At 62.4% G+C, this 15,996-nt stretch carries 11 protein-coding genes; 9 read left to right on the forward strand and 2 right to left on the reverse strand.

All coding sequences use genetic code 11. The features are described 5' to 3' along the window. Positions 1 to 124 precede the first annotated feature (124 nt). The gene (locus tag DK870_RS17455; RefSeq protein ID WP_161549245.1) at positions 125 to 6,394 is read right to left on the reverse strand and encodes a non-ribosomal peptide synthetase; all 6,270 of its coding nucleotides are present in this window, start codon (positions 6,392 to 6,394) and stop codon (positions 125 to 127) included. 484 nt (positions 6,395 to 6,878) lie between these two features. On the opposite strand from DK870_RS17455, the gene DK870_RS17460 reads away from it, so the two are divergent. Beyond that, complete coding sequence (locus tag DK870_RS17460) at positions 6,879 to 7,673, forward strand: helix-turn-helix transcriptional regulator (RefSeq protein WP_104994245.1); 795 nt, start codon at positions 6,879 to 6,881, stop codon at positions 7,671 to 7,673. A 44-nt stretch (positions 7,674 to 7,717) separates the two neighbouring features. Here the strand turns inward: DK870_RS17460 and hpaA are convergent, their stop codons facing one another. Beyond that, positions 7,718 to 8,578, reverse strand: coding sequence for a 4-hydroxyphenylacetate catabolism regulatory protein HpaA (gene hpaA / locus DK870_RS17465; protein WP_161549246.1), 861 nt, complete (start codon positions 8,576 to 8,578; stop codon positions 7,718 to 7,720). A gap of 128 nt (positions 8,579 to 8,706) precedes the next feature. Between hpaA and DK870_RS17470 the strand changes: the two genes are divergently transcribed. The 8 genes from DK870_RS17470 to hpaI all read left to right on the forward strand — a co-directional run bounded on the left by DK870_RS17470 (position 8,707) and on the right by hpaI (position 15,988). Continuing rightward, a complete protein-coding gene (locus DK870_RS17470; protein WP_161549247.1) occupies positions 8,707 to 9,372 on the forward strand; it encodes a fumarylacetoacetate hydrolase family protein in 666 nt (221 codons plus the stop codon). Continuing rightward, entirely contained in the window at positions 9,369 to 10,139 is a 771-nt protein-coding gene (locus tag DK870_RS17475; RefSeq protein ID WP_161549248.1) for a fumarylacetoacetate hydrolase family protein, read from the forward strand. Before DK870_RS17470 ends, DK870_RS17475 begins: the two co-directional genes overlap by 4 nt. Positions 10,140 to 10,144: 5 nt before the next feature. After that, positions 10,145 to 11,605, forward strand: coding sequence for a 5-carboxymethyl-2-hydroxymuconate semialdehyde dehydrogenase (hpaE, locus tag DK870_RS17480; RefSeq protein WP_090369951.1), 1,461 nt, complete (start codon positions 10,145 to 10,147; stop codon positions 11,603 to 11,605). Positions 11,606 to 11,653: 48 nt separating this feature from the next. Further along, on the forward strand, positions 11,654 to 12,511 hold the full coding sequence (gene hpaD / locus DK870_RS17485; RefSeq protein WP_090369949.1) for a 3,4-dihydroxyphenylacetate 2,3-dioxygenase: 858 nt from the start codon (positions 11,654 to 11,656) through the stop codon (positions 12,509 to 12,511). Positions 12,512 to 12,526: 15 nt separating this feature from the next. After that, positions 12,527 to 12,919 (forward strand): 5-carboxymethyl-2-hydroxymuconate Delta-isomerase, encoded by a 393-nt coding sequence (locus DK870_RS17490; protein WP_104994248.1) that lies wholly within the window; start codon positions 12,527 to 12,529, stop codon positions 12,917 to 12,919. A gap of 132 nt (positions 12,920 to 13,051) precedes the next feature. After that, entirely contained in the window at positions 13,052 to 14,356 is a 1,305-nt protein-coding gene (locus DK870_RS17495) for an MFS transporter (RefSeq protein ID WP_161549249.1), read from the forward strand. Positions 14,357 to 14,367: 11 nt separating this feature from the next. After that, the gene (gene hpaH / locus DK870_RS17500) at positions 14,368 to 15,171 is read left to right on the forward strand and encodes a 2-oxo-hept-4-ene-1,7-dioate hydratase (RefSeq protein ID WP_104994250.1); all 804 of its coding nucleotides are present in this window, start codon (positions 14,368 to 14,370) and stop codon (positions 15,169 to 15,171) included. Positions 15,172 to 15,187: 16 nt separating this feature from the next. Next, positions 15,188 to 15,988, forward strand: coding sequence for a 4-hydroxy-2-oxoheptanedioate aldolase (gene hpaI / locus DK870_RS17505; protein ID WP_060756845.1), 801 nt, complete (start codon positions 15,188 to 15,190; stop codon positions 15,986 to 15,988). The last annotated feature ends 8 nt before the right edge of the window (positions 15,989 to 15,996 follow it).

Below are 15,996 nucleotides of genomic sequence, written 5' to 3' on the forward strand. Positions count from 1 at the left end.
TAGCAGGCCCATTTTTGAGGCCGCTGCGCGGCCTATCGGGAGCAAGCCCCCTCCCACAATGACCGCGTTAAGCCTTAACTGACAGGCATTAGGGCTTGCCCCCTCACACACTGCATGCCAATCCTCAGATCCGGCGACGACGATTGAGCTGGGGGATGGCCGTTTGGGGGGCTTCCACGCGCTGCACGCTGGCCGTTGTACGGGCCGCCAGTTGCGCCAGGGTCGGCTGGCTGAACAAGCTGCGTGCATCCACCTCCAACCCGGCCTTGCGCAAGCGTGCCACCAGACTCACCGCCAGTAAGGAATGCCCGCCCAGCTCAAAGAAATGGTCGTGGCGCCCTACCCGCTCGAGTTTCAAGACGTCGGCCCAGATGCCCGCCATCACGGTTTCCACCTCGCCCTGCGGCGGCTCATACGCACGGCTGACCACGGCATCCAACCCCGGCTCCGGCAGGGCCTTGCGGTCGAGCTTGCCGGCGGGGTTGAGGGGCAATTCACTCAATTGCACAAAGGCGGCCGGCACCATGTATTCCGGCAATCGCTCCAGCACATGGGCACGCAAGGCTTCCAGGCTCGGCGCCGGGGCGCGCAGGGTGAAGTAGGCGACCAGGCGTTCATCGCGAATCAGCACCGCTACTTCACGCAGTGCCGGGTGCGCCGCCAGGCAGGCTTCAATTTCGCCCAACTCCAGGCGCACGCCGCGCAGCTTGACCTGAAAGTCATTGCGCCCCAGGAACACCAGGTTGCCGTCCGGCAGGTAACGCACCAGGTCGCCAGTGCGATACAACCGATCACCGGGTACGAACGGGCTGTCGATAAAGCGCTCGGCGGTCATTTGCTCCAGCCCCAGGTAGCCTCGCGCTACGCCGACGCCGCCGATATGCAGTTGACCGCTGACACCCAGCGGCACCGGCCTGTCGTGCTGATCCAGCACATAAAGGCGGGTGTTACTGATGGCCCGCCCGATCGGCAACCGCAGGGCAGGCACCGGCGCATCGGGTTGCAGGGTCCAGATGCAGCTGTCGACCGTAGCTTCGGTGGGGCCATAGACGTTGTGCAAGCGCACCTGGGGCAAGCGCGCCCGGACGCTGCGGGCCAAGGCTTCGGTGAGTTCACCACCGCCGCAAAAGACGTCGGTGAGGCTGCTGCACAACGCCGACGCTTCCAGTTCGAGAAATTGCTGCAGCATGGCCGGTACAAATTGGATCACGGTGATGCGCTGCGTGCGAATCACCTCAGCCAGGTAAGCGGGGTCGCGATGGCCGTCTACCCGTGCCAGCACCAGGCGCATGCCATGGGTCAACGGCCAGAACAGCTCCCACACCGAGCCATCAAAACTGAACGGAGCCCTTTGCAGCAAGGCGCCTCCCGCAGCGTCCGGACACAATCGGCAAGCCCACTGCATCAGGTTGCACAGGCCGCGATGCTCGACCATCACGCCCTTGGGCGTGCCGGTGGAGCCGGAGGTATACATCACATAGGCCAGGTTGGCGGCGCTCAGGCCGGGAACCAACGGGTTGCCGGTCGGTGCGTGGCTCCAGGCACAACGGTCGAAGTCGATGACCGGGAGCGAGACTTCACCCAATAACTCGCGCGTAGCCGCGTGTACCAGCAGCGCTACGGGTTGACTGTCTTTGAGCATGTAGGCCAGGCGTTCGCTTGGAAAGCCCGGGTCCAGCGGCACATAGGCGCCACCGGCCTTGAGAATCGCCAGCAAGCCCACGACCAGTTCCAACCCGCGCTCGACGCACAACGCTACCCGCGAATCCGCTTGCACCCCACGCTCGCGCAGGTGAAAAGCCAATTGGTTGGCGCGCTCGTTGAGCTCGCGGTAGGTCAGTTGGCCGGCATCGGCCTGCACCGCAATGGCCTGCGGGGTGTGTCGCGCATGGGCTTCAAACAACCCTTGCAGGGTGGCAGTCGTGGGGTAGTCGACGTGACCGGGGTTGAACTCCACCAACAGCTTGCGCAACTCGCTGGCGGGTAACACCGGCACCTCGCTCAAAAGCGTTTGCGGGGCGTGCTCAAGTGCCTGCGCCAGCCCGTTCAATACGGTGTCGAGATAGTCCAGCAAACGCTCGGCACCGACCTCGCGTGGCGCCATCGCCTTGAGCTGAAAACCGCTCGCGGTATCGTCCACGCTGATCATCAGCGGATAACTGACGATGTCTTCACTGCTGACCAGGGCGACGCCCGGCACCAGGTCAAAGTCCATGTCGCCAGGGGTATGCCGATAGTTGAGCAGGCTGTTGAATAGCGGCGTCACGCTGCTGCAACGTTGCGCCAACGCCAGGGACGCTTGCTCGTGAACGAGCAAGGCGCTCAGTTGCGCATGGGTGTCGCCCAACGCCTCGACCACGGTCTTGCCGGCCAGGCAGGCCCGCAACGGCAAGGTATTGATAAACATACCCAGTGCACGGTCAGCGCCCTCGCCCGCCTGCAAGCGGCCCAGCAGCACCGTACCGAACACCACGTCATCGCGGCCGGATACGCAACCCAGCACCTGGGCCCACGCCAAGTGGAACAGGCTCGCGGCGCTCACACCCAGCGCACTGGCCTGCGCCCGCAAACGCCGGTTGAGGGGGTCCGTCACCGAGCGTTCGAAGGCTTCGATTTCAGTGCGGTCCAGCTGATGTTCCTGTAGACCGAACGCCAGGGTCGGCTCGCTGACATCCGCCAACCGCTCGCGAAAAAACGCCTCGTGAGCGGCCTGCTGCGCCGCACAGCGACTCTGTGCCACGACATTGCGATAAGGCACCGGCGGCGCAAGCTGCGCCTGTTGCCCGAGCATGTGGGCGCGGATTTCGTTGGCCAGGACCGTCATCGAGGTAGCGTCATTGACCAGGTGATGGAAGCGTAACCTCGCCATCCAGCCTTGCTGCCGAGGGTCTTCGGCATACTCCAGGGCCATCAGCGGCGCCTGGCGCAAGTCCAGGGGCTCACACTGTTCACGCAGTGGTTCGACGCGCAAGTGAGCCTGGCGCCACACCACTTGCATCGGCTGCTCAAGGGCCTCCCACACCAGGCTGGTGCGCAGGATGTCGTGGCGGTCGATCACCTGTTGCAGGGCCTGGGCAAACGCGTCCAATTGCTCGCGCCGGGCAAAGCTGAATATCGCGTGTTGCTGGTAGGGGTCGTGTTCGTCGGTGATGTGGTGGTACAGCAAGCCTTCCTGCAGCGGCGCCAGCGGGTAGATTTCCTGCACATTGGCGGCGCCTCCCGGAATACCGGCAACGATGCGCTCCAGACTCGCCTGGTCCAGCTCGGCCAGCGCGAGCATGTCCGGGGTGATCTGGGTGCAGTGCGCTGCAATCCGGTTGGCCGGAACCTCGCTGTCACTGCCGGCAGTCGCCGCCGCCAGTGCGGCCAGGGTCGGCTGGCCGAACAGCACCTGCACATCGGCCCGCAACCCGGCCTGGCGCATGCGCTGCACCAGTTGCACCGCCAGCAATGAATGCCCGCCCAGTTCGAAAAAGTGGTCGTGACGCCCGACCTGTTGCACGTGCAAAAGGTCGGCCCAGATCTGCGCCAGGGTGGTTTCGACACCCTCATGCGGCGCCTCGAACGCGCGCGTGATGAAAGCAGCCTGGGTCGGCGCAGGCAGCGCTTTACGGTCGAGCTTGCCATTGGCGGTCAGGGGCAACCCGTCGAGCTTCACGTAGGCCGCGGGCAGCATGTAGTCAGGCAGCGACCCTTTCAGATGCGCGCGCAACGCGTCGATATCGACCGGATGCCGCGCAACGAACCACGCCAGCAATTGCCCCTCGCGATACAGCACCACCGCGTCCTGAACCGCCGGATGCATGGCCAGGGCAGATTCGATTTCCCCCAGTTCAATACGCACGCCACGGATTTTCACCTGGTCGTCGTTGCGCCCCAGGTATTCAAGGTTGCCATCAGGCAACCAGCGCGCCAGGTCGCCGGTGCGGTAGAGGCGACCCTCGTCGAAAGGGTTATCGAGAAAGCGCTCGGCACTCAGTTCGGGACGGTTCAGATAGCCACGCGCCACGCCTTTACCGCCAACGTACAACTCCCCCGTCGCGCCGACGGGCACCTGGCGCTGTTGCGCATCGAGCAAGTACACGCGGGCATTGGCAATCGGCCCGCCGATATGCAGCGACCGGCCCACTTCGACACGCCCGCTGGTGGCGACCACCGTGGCTTCAGTGGGGCCATAGTTGTTGACCACCTCGAAGGTTTGCGCTCGGCTGTACGTGCGCAGACGGTCGCCACCAATCAACAGGGTGCGCAGGGTCGGGTGTTCCAGCTGCTGGCTGAAGGCGTACTCGGCCACCGGCGTGGGCAGGAAGCATACGTCCAGAGGTTGCGCACGCCACCAGTCGAGCAAGGCATCAATGTCTTCAGCCCCTTCCTGGGGCGGTGGCAGGTGCAGCGTCGCGCCCACACACAGCGCCGGCCAGACCTCCCAGGCCATCGCGTCAAAACCGAACCCGGCCACGCTGGCGGTGTGGCTGCCGGCCCGTAGCTTGAACGCCTGGCAATGCCAGTCCACCAGGTTGGACAGGGTGTGATGCTCGACCATCACGCCCTTGGGCAACCCCGTGGAACCGGAGGTGTAGATCACATAGGCCAGGTTCGACGCGCCGGCCGCCCCCCGCGGGTTGTCGCCCAAGTGCACCGTCGGCCGATCAAGCAACAGAACCGGCACGTCCAGGGCTGGCAGCCGATGCAGCAGAGCGTGCTGGGTCAGCACGGCCACCGGGGCACTGTCCTGCAACAGGTAGTTCAGACGCTCGGCGGGATGGGCCGGGTCTATCGGCACATAGCAGGCGCCGGACTTGAGGATCGCCAGCAGCCCCACCAAGGTATCCAGGCCACGTCGGGCCACGATCGCCACGCGATCATCCGGCTCCACACCGTGCGCCAACAGTTGATGGGCCAAGGCATTGGCCTGCTGGTTGAGCTGCTGGTAGCTCAGTTGCCGCCCTTGGCACACCGCCGCGACGGCCTGGGGCGTAAGTGCCACCTGGGCTTCGATACGCCGGTGCAGGTTCTGCGGCGTGGTATTGGGCTGCGCGGTGGCATTCCAGCGTTGCAGCTGTGCCTGTTCGGCCGGCGTCACCAATGAGAACTGCGCGAGCGTCAACTCGGTGTTTTCCAGCCCCTGTTCCAGCAGCCAGGTGAAGCGCTGCGCCAACGCCTGTACCTCGTCGTGCTGGAAGTACGCCTCGTTGTAGACGCAATGCAGGCACGCCGTGTCCTGGTAGCGGTTGCTGCGCAGATGAATGGCGATCGGCAACGGTTCGTGATGGTTGGAGACCTTGATCGCCCGGGCCTGGACCTGGCCATAGCGCAGGTCATGGTCGTCCTGTTCGAAGGACACCGACAGGTCGAACAACTGGCCGCGATCGGTGCGGCGCAGGCCCAGTTCGCGGTTCATTTCACTCAAGGGGAAACGCTGGTGGCGAAAATCCCGCTTGAGCTGATCGCGCACACCGCGCACCAGTGCGCTGAACGGCAACTGCTCACTGAACTGAAAACGCACCGCACTCACCTGGGTGAACAAGCCCACCGTGGAACGAAACCGTGCGTTGGAACGATTAAGAATCGGCAGCCCCACCACCCAGTCATCACGCTGATGGGTGCGGGTGAAATACACATATAACGCCGCCAGCAACACGTGAAACGCCGAGGCCTGGTAATGGTTGGCCACGCGTTCCATACGATCGAGCAGCGACACCGGGAAGGGTTGCAGCAGGGTGTTGCTCGGTGACGGGGTATTCAACCGGGGGGTGAGCAGCGGCTCGGGCAGCAGTTGGTATTTGTCCAGCCAGTAGTCCCGGTCACGGGCGTAGCGAGCGGATTGATGGTAGTGCAGGTCAGCCTCGATGAAGTCGATATAGGACGGCGCTCGCAGCTCAGGTGACCGGCCGTGCTGCAGGTCGGTGTACAGCCGAGCCAGGGATTGCAGCATCTGGCCAAAGCCCCAACCGTCGAGAATCAGGTGATGCGCCTGAGTGCCCAGGCGATAGTGATCATCGTCCAGCTTGACCAAAAAAAAGCGAAACAGCGGCTCGCCGGTCATGGCGTAGGGCCGAGACATCGTGGCCTGCATCAGGGCCTGGGTCGCCGCCTTGGGGTCGGGCAGCGCAGAGAAGTCATGCAGCGTCACTTCGGTCGTCAAGGCGGTGGCGAAGGTTTGCCGGGGCAAGCCATTGCCATTGCTGTGCAGTTGCGTACGCAACGCATCGTGCTTGGCCACCAGCAACTCGACGGCACGCTGGATCAAACCCGGCACCACCGGGCCTGCAAAATCGACATAACCGCCGATGTTGTACAGCGGCGAGTCGCCCACCCGCAGCTGGTCGAGCCAGATGTCTTGTTGGGCGGCGGTGAGGGGGTAACTGACCGGCAGGCTGTCGAGATACTTCATAAGATCCTTCTCATGGGGTCAACACTGGCCGCGCAGGAAGTCCATTACGACGAATTGTCCGGATTGGAGCACGCAGGGCCGGGCACGTCTGTCACCCCAAACCCGGACATTCCTGCACGCCAACGGACCTCGCTGATGGTTCATTACTGAAACGATTAAAGCTCTGTAGGACATTGGCTATATCCGGCCGATGTCACTTGTCTAAAATTTCTATTTAAAATTAATATTTCACTTAAATATCAAGTAGTTAAATAACTCTAAAAATCACCTCCGGCTTTTTTCTGTCGGAATACACCTTCAGAAACGTCGAATTAATGACACCGTTTTTATGGCAGGTTGTGTCCCTCGTTTCCGCTACATACGTAGGACAATTCGCTATGGCTAAATAAAATCTCGAACTCCGAGCTGCGTTCAATGAGTACGGCACGTCCCTCCAGACCCGGGGCGTCCGTTGACGGTTTTCGACATCAAGGATGAGATGGCTATGAGTCTGCCCCGTAGTATTGGCAACACGGAAAACCCGCATTTCTATGCTGAATTGGGTGAGTTGATTTCCAACAGCGGCCACACGAACTTCGCCGCCAACATGCTGCACCTGTTGGACAAGTGGGTACCGATTCACATGGTAGACCTGAGTGAATGGACCCTCGATGAACTGCGCGACAACGTGCTGGATATCACGTTGCTGGGCAGCGCCGGCCTGCAACAAAACCTGTGCGCGCCCCAGCCCTTGCAGCCGCTCAAGGATCATCCGCTGCTACGCGAGATGCTGCGCATGCAAGACCCGCTGCTGATCCAGTTGAAGGCCAAGGCCGACAGCACTCATCCGCTGGGCACCTCGCACCAGTGCAACCTGGTATCGCGCCAGGGCAATCGGCGCTGCGTGATTTCACTGTATCGCCAAGCGACCCAGCGTGGATTTTCCCTGGCCGAATTGTCGTTTCTCAAGAGTCTGTCAGACACCTTGCTACCGCTGATGGAGCGGCATGCGCAACTCCTGCGCCAGGCACCCGACACCGAGGCCGAGCCGAGCCACAACCTGATGGAGCAGTCACAGTTGCAGCGTGAGTTCTACAAGCGCTTGTCGCTCAGTGACATCACCCTCTCCGCCCGGGAGCAGGAAGTCTGCCTTGGCCTGTTGACCGGCGGCACCGTGCCGCAAATGGCGGAAAAACTCAGCGTGAAAAACAGCTCGATCGAAACGTACCTCAAGCGTGCCGCCGCCAAGTTGGGCGTCAGTGGCCGCCATGGCCTGGCCAAATGGATGGTTGGCGCCTGATGAGCTGATGGACTTTCGCCGCGCTGGGCATGGCGCGTGAAGCGTCAACGCAAACCCAACTGCCGCAACCGGTATTCCCCCGGAGTCAGCTGTGCGTAACGAAGGAAAAACCGGCTGAAATAGGCCGGGTCCTTGAACCCCAACTGGTAGCAGATTTCATTGGCGGAGCTGCCGGTAAACAGCAACAGGCGCTTGGCTTCCTGCATCAGGCGCTCCAGGATCAGGCGCTTGGACGGCAGGTCGGCCAGGCGCCGACAGACCTCATTGAGGCGCGCTTCGGTGACGCCGATCCCCTCGGCGTAACGCGCCAACGGCCAGTGCTCCAAATAGTGGGCTTCGATCAGTTCGTTGAAGCGATGGAAGATGCGCAGATCCTCATGCCGCGTCGGGCGCGCCGGCAGCGAGTGGGCGCACAGGCGCAGCAGGCGAATCATGATCAGGCGGGTCAGGCTATCCAGCGCGGCGGCGCGCCCTGCCCATTCGGCGTTGATTTCGCTGCTCAAGGCTTCAAACAGTTGATCCAGCCCTTGGGCATCCTCCGTCAACGTGACGCAGGCGGCACCTGAAGCCAGGCTGGGGTCGGCTTCCATCAAGGCCCAGACCAATTGCTGGCGCACCGTCAACACATGCCCATCGGCATCGGCTTCAGTGACAAAGGCATGGGGCACCGTGGGCGGCGTGAGGAAAAACATCGGCCCCGACTCGACGTACTGACGGTCATCCAGATACACCCGCACCGCGCCACTTTTCACGTAATGCACCTGGAAAAACCGGTCATGCCGATGCACAGGCATGTTGCGCCCGAAAAATCCCGCCAGGTTGGCGAGCTTGTCGTAATGCACCTCGGCATCGCTGTAACGCTGGTCGTAGACCTGCCCGATATTGATATTGGGAATCGGCTTCACGCTGCTCTCTTCTTGTTATTGAGCGGTCACTGGATTTTGCCACGCTTGACGGTAGTTAACATATTAATTATAACGTTAACAAATTAACGAACGACCAATGCAGCCGTCGCCACCGTCAGGAGAAACGCATGAGCCGTACCCTGCATGATGTTGCCAGCGGCACCCTGTTCGGCGTTGCGCTGAACTACCAGGGCCTGCTGGACCAGCATCTCGCCGCCTTCGAACAGGCGCCCTACCAGAAGCCGCCGTCCAAGCCGGTGCTATTCATCAAAACCCCCAATACGCGCAATGAGCACGACGGTGTCGTCCTGCACCCCGCAGGAGAGCGCCTGCAACCGGGGCCTGCGCTGGGTGTGGTGATCGGCCGACCTGCCAGCCGCGTCAGCCTGGAAAACGCCATGACCCATGTGGCCGGGTATGTGGTGGTCAATGAGTTCAGCTTGCCGGAAGACAGTTACTACCGCCCTGCCGTCAAAGCCAAATGCCGCGATGGCTTCTGTGCCTTGGGGCCGCAGGTGGTGCCACGGGATCAAATCGCCAACCCCAATCAGTTGAGTCTCAAACTCTGGGTCAACGGTGAGCTGCGCCAGGAAAACTCCACGTCCAACTGGGTGCGGGACATTGCGCAATTGATCGCCGAGATCAGCGAGTTCATGACCCTGCACCCGGGCGATGTGCTGATCACCGGCACCCCGCAAGGCCGTGTGGATGTGCAGCCAGGCGACCGGGTTGAAGTCGAGATCGAGGGCGTGGGCCACCTGGTCAGCCATGTCCAAGCGGAGAATCAAGCATGAGACACGCCCGCATCCGCTTTGAAGGTCAAACCCAAGCCGTCCAGGTCGAGGCCGATAACAGCGTGCGCCTGAACGATGGCCGCCGGGTCGCGGAAGATCAGGTGCAATGGCTGCCGCCGGCTACCGGCACCATGTTCGCCCTCGGCTTGAACTACGCCGACCACGCCGCCGAGCTGGCCTTCAAGCCGCCGACCGAACCCCTGGTATTCATCAAGTCCGTGGGCACCTACACCGGCCATCGTGAGGTCACCTGGCGCCCGGACAACATCGCCTACATGCACTACGAGTGCGAGCTGGTAGCGGTCATCGGCAAGACCGCGCGCAACGTCAAGCGCGCCGACGCCCTGGACTATCTCGCGGGCTACACGGTGTGCAACGACTATGCGATCCGCGACTACCTGGAAAACTACTACCGCCCCAACCTGCGCGTGAAAAACCGCGACGCCACCACGCCGGTCGGCCCGTGGATCGTCGATGTGGCCGACGTGCCCGACCCCGGCAACCTGACCCTGCGCACCTGGATCAACGGTGAACTGCGCCAGACCGGCAATACCCGCGACATGATTTTCGATATTCCCTACCTGATCGAATACCTGTCCAGCTTCATGACCCTGCAGCCCGGCGACATGATCGCCACCGGCACGCCCGAGGGCCTGGCCGACGTAGTGCCAGGTGATGAAGTGGTGGTGGAAGTCGAAGGCGTAGGCCGCCTGGTCAACCGAATTGTCAACGAGGCGGACTTTTTCTCCGCCCGGAAAGAGGCGTGAACCGCATGATCAAACATTGGATTAACGGCCGTGAGGTCGAAAGCAAAGACACCTTCATCAACTACAACCCGGCCACCGGCGAGGCCATTGGCGAAGTCGCCAGTGGCGGGGCCGCAGAGGTCGCCCAAGCGGTGGCGGCCGCCAAAGAGGCGTTCCCCAAGTGGGCCAACACCCCGGCCAAGGAGCGCGCCCGGTTGATGCGCAAGCTCGGCGAATTGATCGAGCAGAACGTGCCGCGCCTGGCCGAGCTGGAAACCCTCGACACCGGCCTGCCGATCCACCAGACCCGGAACGTGCTGATCCCACGCGCTTCGCATAACTTCGACTTCTTCGCCGAAGTCTGCACACGCATGGACGGCCACAGCTACCCCGTCGACGATCAGATGCTCAATTACACCCTGTACCAGCCGGTGGGCGTGTGCGGGCTGGTGTCGCCGTGGAACGTGCCGTTCATGACCGCCACTTGGAAGACCGCACCGTGTCTGGCGCTGGGCAATACGGCGGTGTTGAAGATGTCGGAGCTGTCACCGCTGACCGCCAATGAACTCGGGCGCCTGGCGGTGGAAGCCGGGATTCCCAACGGGGTGCTCAATGTGATCCAGGGTTATGGCGCGACTGCCGGCGATGCGCTGGTGCGCCACCCGGACGTGCGCGCGATTTCCTTTACCGGGGGCACCGCCACCGGCAAGAAAATCATGCAGACCGCCGGCCTGAAAAAGTACTCCATGGAGCTGGGCGGCAAGTCGCCGGTACTGATCTTTGAAGATGCCGACCTTGAACGTGCCCTCGACGCCGCGCTCTTCACCATCTTTTCCCTGAACGGCGAACGTTGCACCGCCGGCAGCCGGATCTTTATCCAGGAAAGCGTCTACCCGCAATTCGTCGCCGAATTTGCCGCTCGTGCCAAGCGCTTGATCGTCGGTGACCCACAAGACCCGAAGACCCAGGTCGGCTCGATGATCACCCAGGCGCATTATGACAAGGTCACCGGCTACATCCGGATCGGCCTCGAAGAAGGCGCCACCCTGCTCGCCGGAGGCCTGGAGCGTCCGGCCAACTTGCCTGCGCATTTGAGCAAAGGCCAGTTTATCCAGCCGACCGTCTTTGCCGATGTGCACAACAAGATGCGCATCGCCCAGGAAGAAATCTTCGGCCCGGTGGTGTGCCTGATTCCCTTCAAGGATGAGGCCGAGGCGCTGCAACTGGCCAACGATACCGAATACGGCCTGGCCTCTTACATCTGGACCCAGGATATCGGCAAGGCTCATCGCCTGGCGCACGGAATCGAGGCCGGCATGGTATTTATCAACAGCCAGAATGTGCGGGACCTGCGCCAGCCGTTCGGCGGGGTCAAAGGCTCCGGCACCGGCCGCGAAGGCGGCCAGTACAGCTTTGAAGTGTTTGCCGAAATCAAGAACGTGTGCATTTCCATGGGCAGCCATCACATCCCGCGTTGGGGCGTATGACCACCGACGTTTGCACTCCAACAAGAATAATGACTCAGGAGAATCATCATGGGCGAAGTGGTTCTGGCAGCGAAAATCTGCCACGTACCGTCGATGTACCTGTCGGAACTGCCCGGCAAACATCATGGCTGTCGCGAAGCGGCGATTGCCGGCCATAAGGAAATCGGCCGTCGCGCTCGAGCATTGGGCGCCGACACCGCCGTGGTATTCGACGTGCACTGGCTGGTCAACAGTGGGTATCACGTCAACTGCGGCGCACAGTTCCAGGGGACCTACACCAGCAACGAGCTGCCGCACTTCATCAAGAACATGGACTACGCCTACCCCGGCTGCCCTGAGCTGGGAGAGCTGATCGCCGCCGAGGCCAACCTGGCCGGTGTGCGCAGCATGGCCCATAACATCCCCAGCCTGGAACTGGAATACGGCACGCTGGTGCCCATGCGCTACATGCACATGGACGTGCCGGAGGCTGAAAAACTCCAGGTCATTTCCATCGCCGCCTGGTGCGCCTGGCATCGCCTGGAGGACAGCTTCACGTTCGGCGCCGCCGTGCGCCGAGCCATCGAAAAGAGTGACCGCAAGGTCCTGGTGCTGGCCTCCGGCTCGCTGTCGCACCGTTTCTCGGACGACCGCGAGGCCGAAGCGAATATCCACAACTGGACCCGCGAATTCGACAAGCAGATGGACCTGCATGTCGTGGAAATGTGGAAGCAAGGCCGCTTCAAGGAGTTCTGCGCGATGTTGCCCGATTACGCCGAACACTGCTTCGGCGAAGGCAAGATGCACGACACCGCCATGCTCCTGGGCCTGCTGGGCGGACCGGAATATGCCCAGCCCGCCGAGATCATCACGCCGCCGTTCGGCAGCTCGGGCACCGGCCAGATCAACGCGATTTTCCCGCTGTAAACCTGGGAGCAAGCCATGCCGCACTTTATCGCCGAGTACACCGACAACCTCGAACAACAGGCAGACCTGCCCGGCCTGTTTGAAAAAGTCCATCGCGTGCTGGGAGACAGTGGCGTGTTTCCCCTCGGCGGTATCCGCAGCCGGGGTGTGCGCCTGGACACCTGGCGCATGGCCGATGGCAAGCACGACTACGCCTTTGTGCACATGACGCTCAAGGTTGGCCACGGCCGCGACTTGGCCACGCGCCAGGCGGTGGCCGAGGCGGTCTTTGCGCTGATCACCGCGCACTTCGCCGAGCTGCAGGCGCAGCGCTTGCTGGCGCTGTCGTTCGAGATGGTCGAGCTGCACCCACAGCTCAACTTCAAGCAGAACAACGTGCATGCGTTCCTGAACAACCCGGCGAACTGAAACGGACGCAGTCCTTGCAGGAGCGAGCTTGCTCGCGAAGATCCCACAAGCACCGTGGGTAACCAGGGGTACTGCGTTTTGTTGAGGTTTTTCGCGAGCAAGCTCGCTCCTACAAATAAAAAGTACAACATCATGAGCACAGCCCATTCCACTGCCAGCCGCGTACTGGCCGAGCACGACCGCACCCATCGTTTAGTCACCTGGCGCCTGATGCCGCTGTTGCTGGTGTGTTACCTGTTCGCCCATCTGGACCGCATCAACATCGGTTTTGCCAAGATGCAGATGAGCAGCGACCTGCACTTCAGCGATACGGTCTATGGCTTCGGCGCCGGGCTGTTCTTTATCGCCTACGCGCTATTCGGCGTGCCGAGCAACATGGCACTGGACAGGGTTGGCCCGAGGCGCTGGATCGCCAGCCTGATGATCGTGTGGGGGCTTTTGTCCACCGGCATGTTGTGGGTCGAGAGTGCTCGTGGCTTCTATGTGCTGCGTTTTCTGCTGGGGGTGGCCGAGGCAGGGTTTTTCCCGGGCATCCTGGTGTTTCTCAACCGCTGGTATCCGGCGCGCCGTCGCGCTCAGGTCACCGCGCTGTTTGCGATTGCGGTGCCCATGGCCGGAGTCCTGGGTGGGCCGATTTCCGGTGCCATCCTGGAAAATTTCCACGACGTAGGCAGCCTGCGCGGCTGGCAGTGGATGTTCCTGATCGAAGGCGCGCCGGTGGTGCTCCTCGGGCTGGTGGTACTCAAGTGGTTGCCGGAGGGTTTCGATTCGGTGGACTGGCTGACGCTCGAGCAAAAACAACAACTGCGTGCCCAACTCAGCAGCGAAGAACAGCGCAAGACCATCACCTCATTCGGCGGCATCCTGCGTGACCGGCAAGTGTGGCTGCTGGTGGCGGTGTATTTTGCGGTGATGCTCGCGGTGAACACCCTCGCGTTCTGGATGCCCACCCTGATCCACGGCGCCGGTATTGGCCGCGACAGCCAGGTCGGCTTGTTGAGTGCCGTGCCGTATCTGGCGGGCTGCTGTTTCATGATCGGCTGCGGGCGGTCTTCCGACCGTCATCGCGAGCGCCGCTGGCACCTGTGCATACCGCTGCTGATGGCCGCCGTCGGCATTGCCGTCGCCGGCCTGGCGCCGGGCAACCCGTTACTGGTGATGGGTGGGTTGGTGGTGGCCGGCATGGGCGCCAGTGCGGCCCTGCCGATGTTCTGGCAGTTGCCGCCGGCGTTTCTGTCCAACACCACCCAGGCGGCCGGCATTGCCATGATCAGCTCGTTCGGCAGCATCGCCGCGTTCCTCGCGCCCTACCTGATCGGCTGGATGCGCGACGCCACCCAGAGCGCCAGCCTGGCCCTGTATGGACTCGCCCTGTTTATCGCCTTCGGCGGCCTGCTGGTGCTGCGCACCCACGCCGCCATCGTCAACCCACACTAGAGACCGTTGCCATGCTCGACTCCCAGCAAATCCTCGAGGCGGCCAACCGCCTGGACCAAGCCGAACGCAGCCGTGAACAGCTACGCCAGTTTTCCCTCGACTACCCGGGCATCACGATCGAGGATGCCTACGCGATCCAGCGCGCCTGGGTCGCGCAGAAGATCAAGGACGGGCGCACCTTGAAGGGTCACAAGATCGGCCTGACTTCGCGCGCCATGCAGGTCTCGTCGAACATCACCGAGCCCGACTACGGTGTGCTGCTCGATGACATGTTTTTCGACGAAGGCAGTGACATCCCCTTCGAACGCTTCATCGTGCCGCGGGTGGAGGTCGAACTGGCATTCATCCTCGGCAAGCCCCTAAAAGGCCCGAACTGCACGGTGTTCGATGTACTCGACGCCACCGAGTGGGTGATCCCGGCCCTGGAGATCATCGACGCACGCATCCAGCAGGTCGACCCCCACACCCACACGACCCGCAAGGTGTTCGACACCATTTCCGACAACGCCGCGAATGCCGGTGTGGTACTTGGCGGCCGCGCCGTGCGCCCCACAGAGATCGACCTGCGCAAGGTGCCGGCGGTGCTGTACCGCAATGGCGTGATCGAGGAGTCCGGCGTATCGGCGGCGGTGCTCAACCACCCGGCCAAGGGGGTGGCGTGGCTGGCCAACAAACTGGCGCCGTACGACGTCACGCTGCTGCCGGGGCAAGTCATCCTGGGGGGCTCCTTTACCCGGCCGGTGGCGGCCAACCCTGGCGATACCTTTCATGTCGACTACGACCTGCTCGGGTCGATTGCCTGCCGTTTCGTCTGAGCCCTGGAGGATTGCCATGGACATGCCCGTCAACCGCTTCAAACACCGCTTGCTCAACGGCGAAGTACAGATCGGCCTGTGGCTCGGCCTCGCCGACGCCTACTGTGCGGAACTGGCCGCCAACGCCGGTTTCGACTGGCTGTTGATCGACGGCGAACACGCGCCCAACCCCTTGCAGGGCATGCTCGGCCAGTTGCAGGCCGTGGCGCCCTACCCTGGCCAGGCGTTGATTCGCCCGGTGATCGGTGACAGCGCGCTGATCAAGCAGCTACTGGATATCGGCGCCCAGACGTTACTGGTGCCGATGGTGGAAAGTGCCGCCCAGGCCCGGGAACTGGTACGCGCCATGCGCTACCCGCCTCATGGTATTCGCGGGGTCGGCAGTGCCTTGGCCCGGGCGTCACGCTGGAACAGCATCCCCGACTACCTCGACAAAGCCGATGAGCAAATGTGCCTGTTGGTGCAGATCGAAAACCGCGAGGGCCTGGCCAATCTGGACGCGATTGCCGCCGTCGACGGAGTCGACGGTGTCTTTATCGGCCCGGCGGACTTGAGCGCCTCGATGGGGCATCGGGGCAATCCTGGGCACCCTGAGGTGCAGGCGGCGATCGAAGACGCCATCGTCCGCATCGTGCAGGCGGGTAAAGCGGCGGGGATTCTCAGTGCCGATGAACGCCTGGCGCGACGCTATATCGAACTGGGCGCTACGTTTGTGGCGGTGGGGGTGGATACCACGGTGTTGATGCGCGGGTTGCAGGCGTTGGCCGGAAAATTCAAAAGCATTCCAGCGGTCGCAACGCTTGGCGGGGTGTACTGATAATCCCG

Source organism: Pseudomonas sp. Q1 (assembly GCF_009935975.1).
Classification (GTDB): domain Bacteria; phylum Pseudomonadota; class Gammaproteobacteria; order Pseudomonadales; family Pseudomonadaceae; genus Aquipseudomonas; species Aquipseudomonas palleroniana.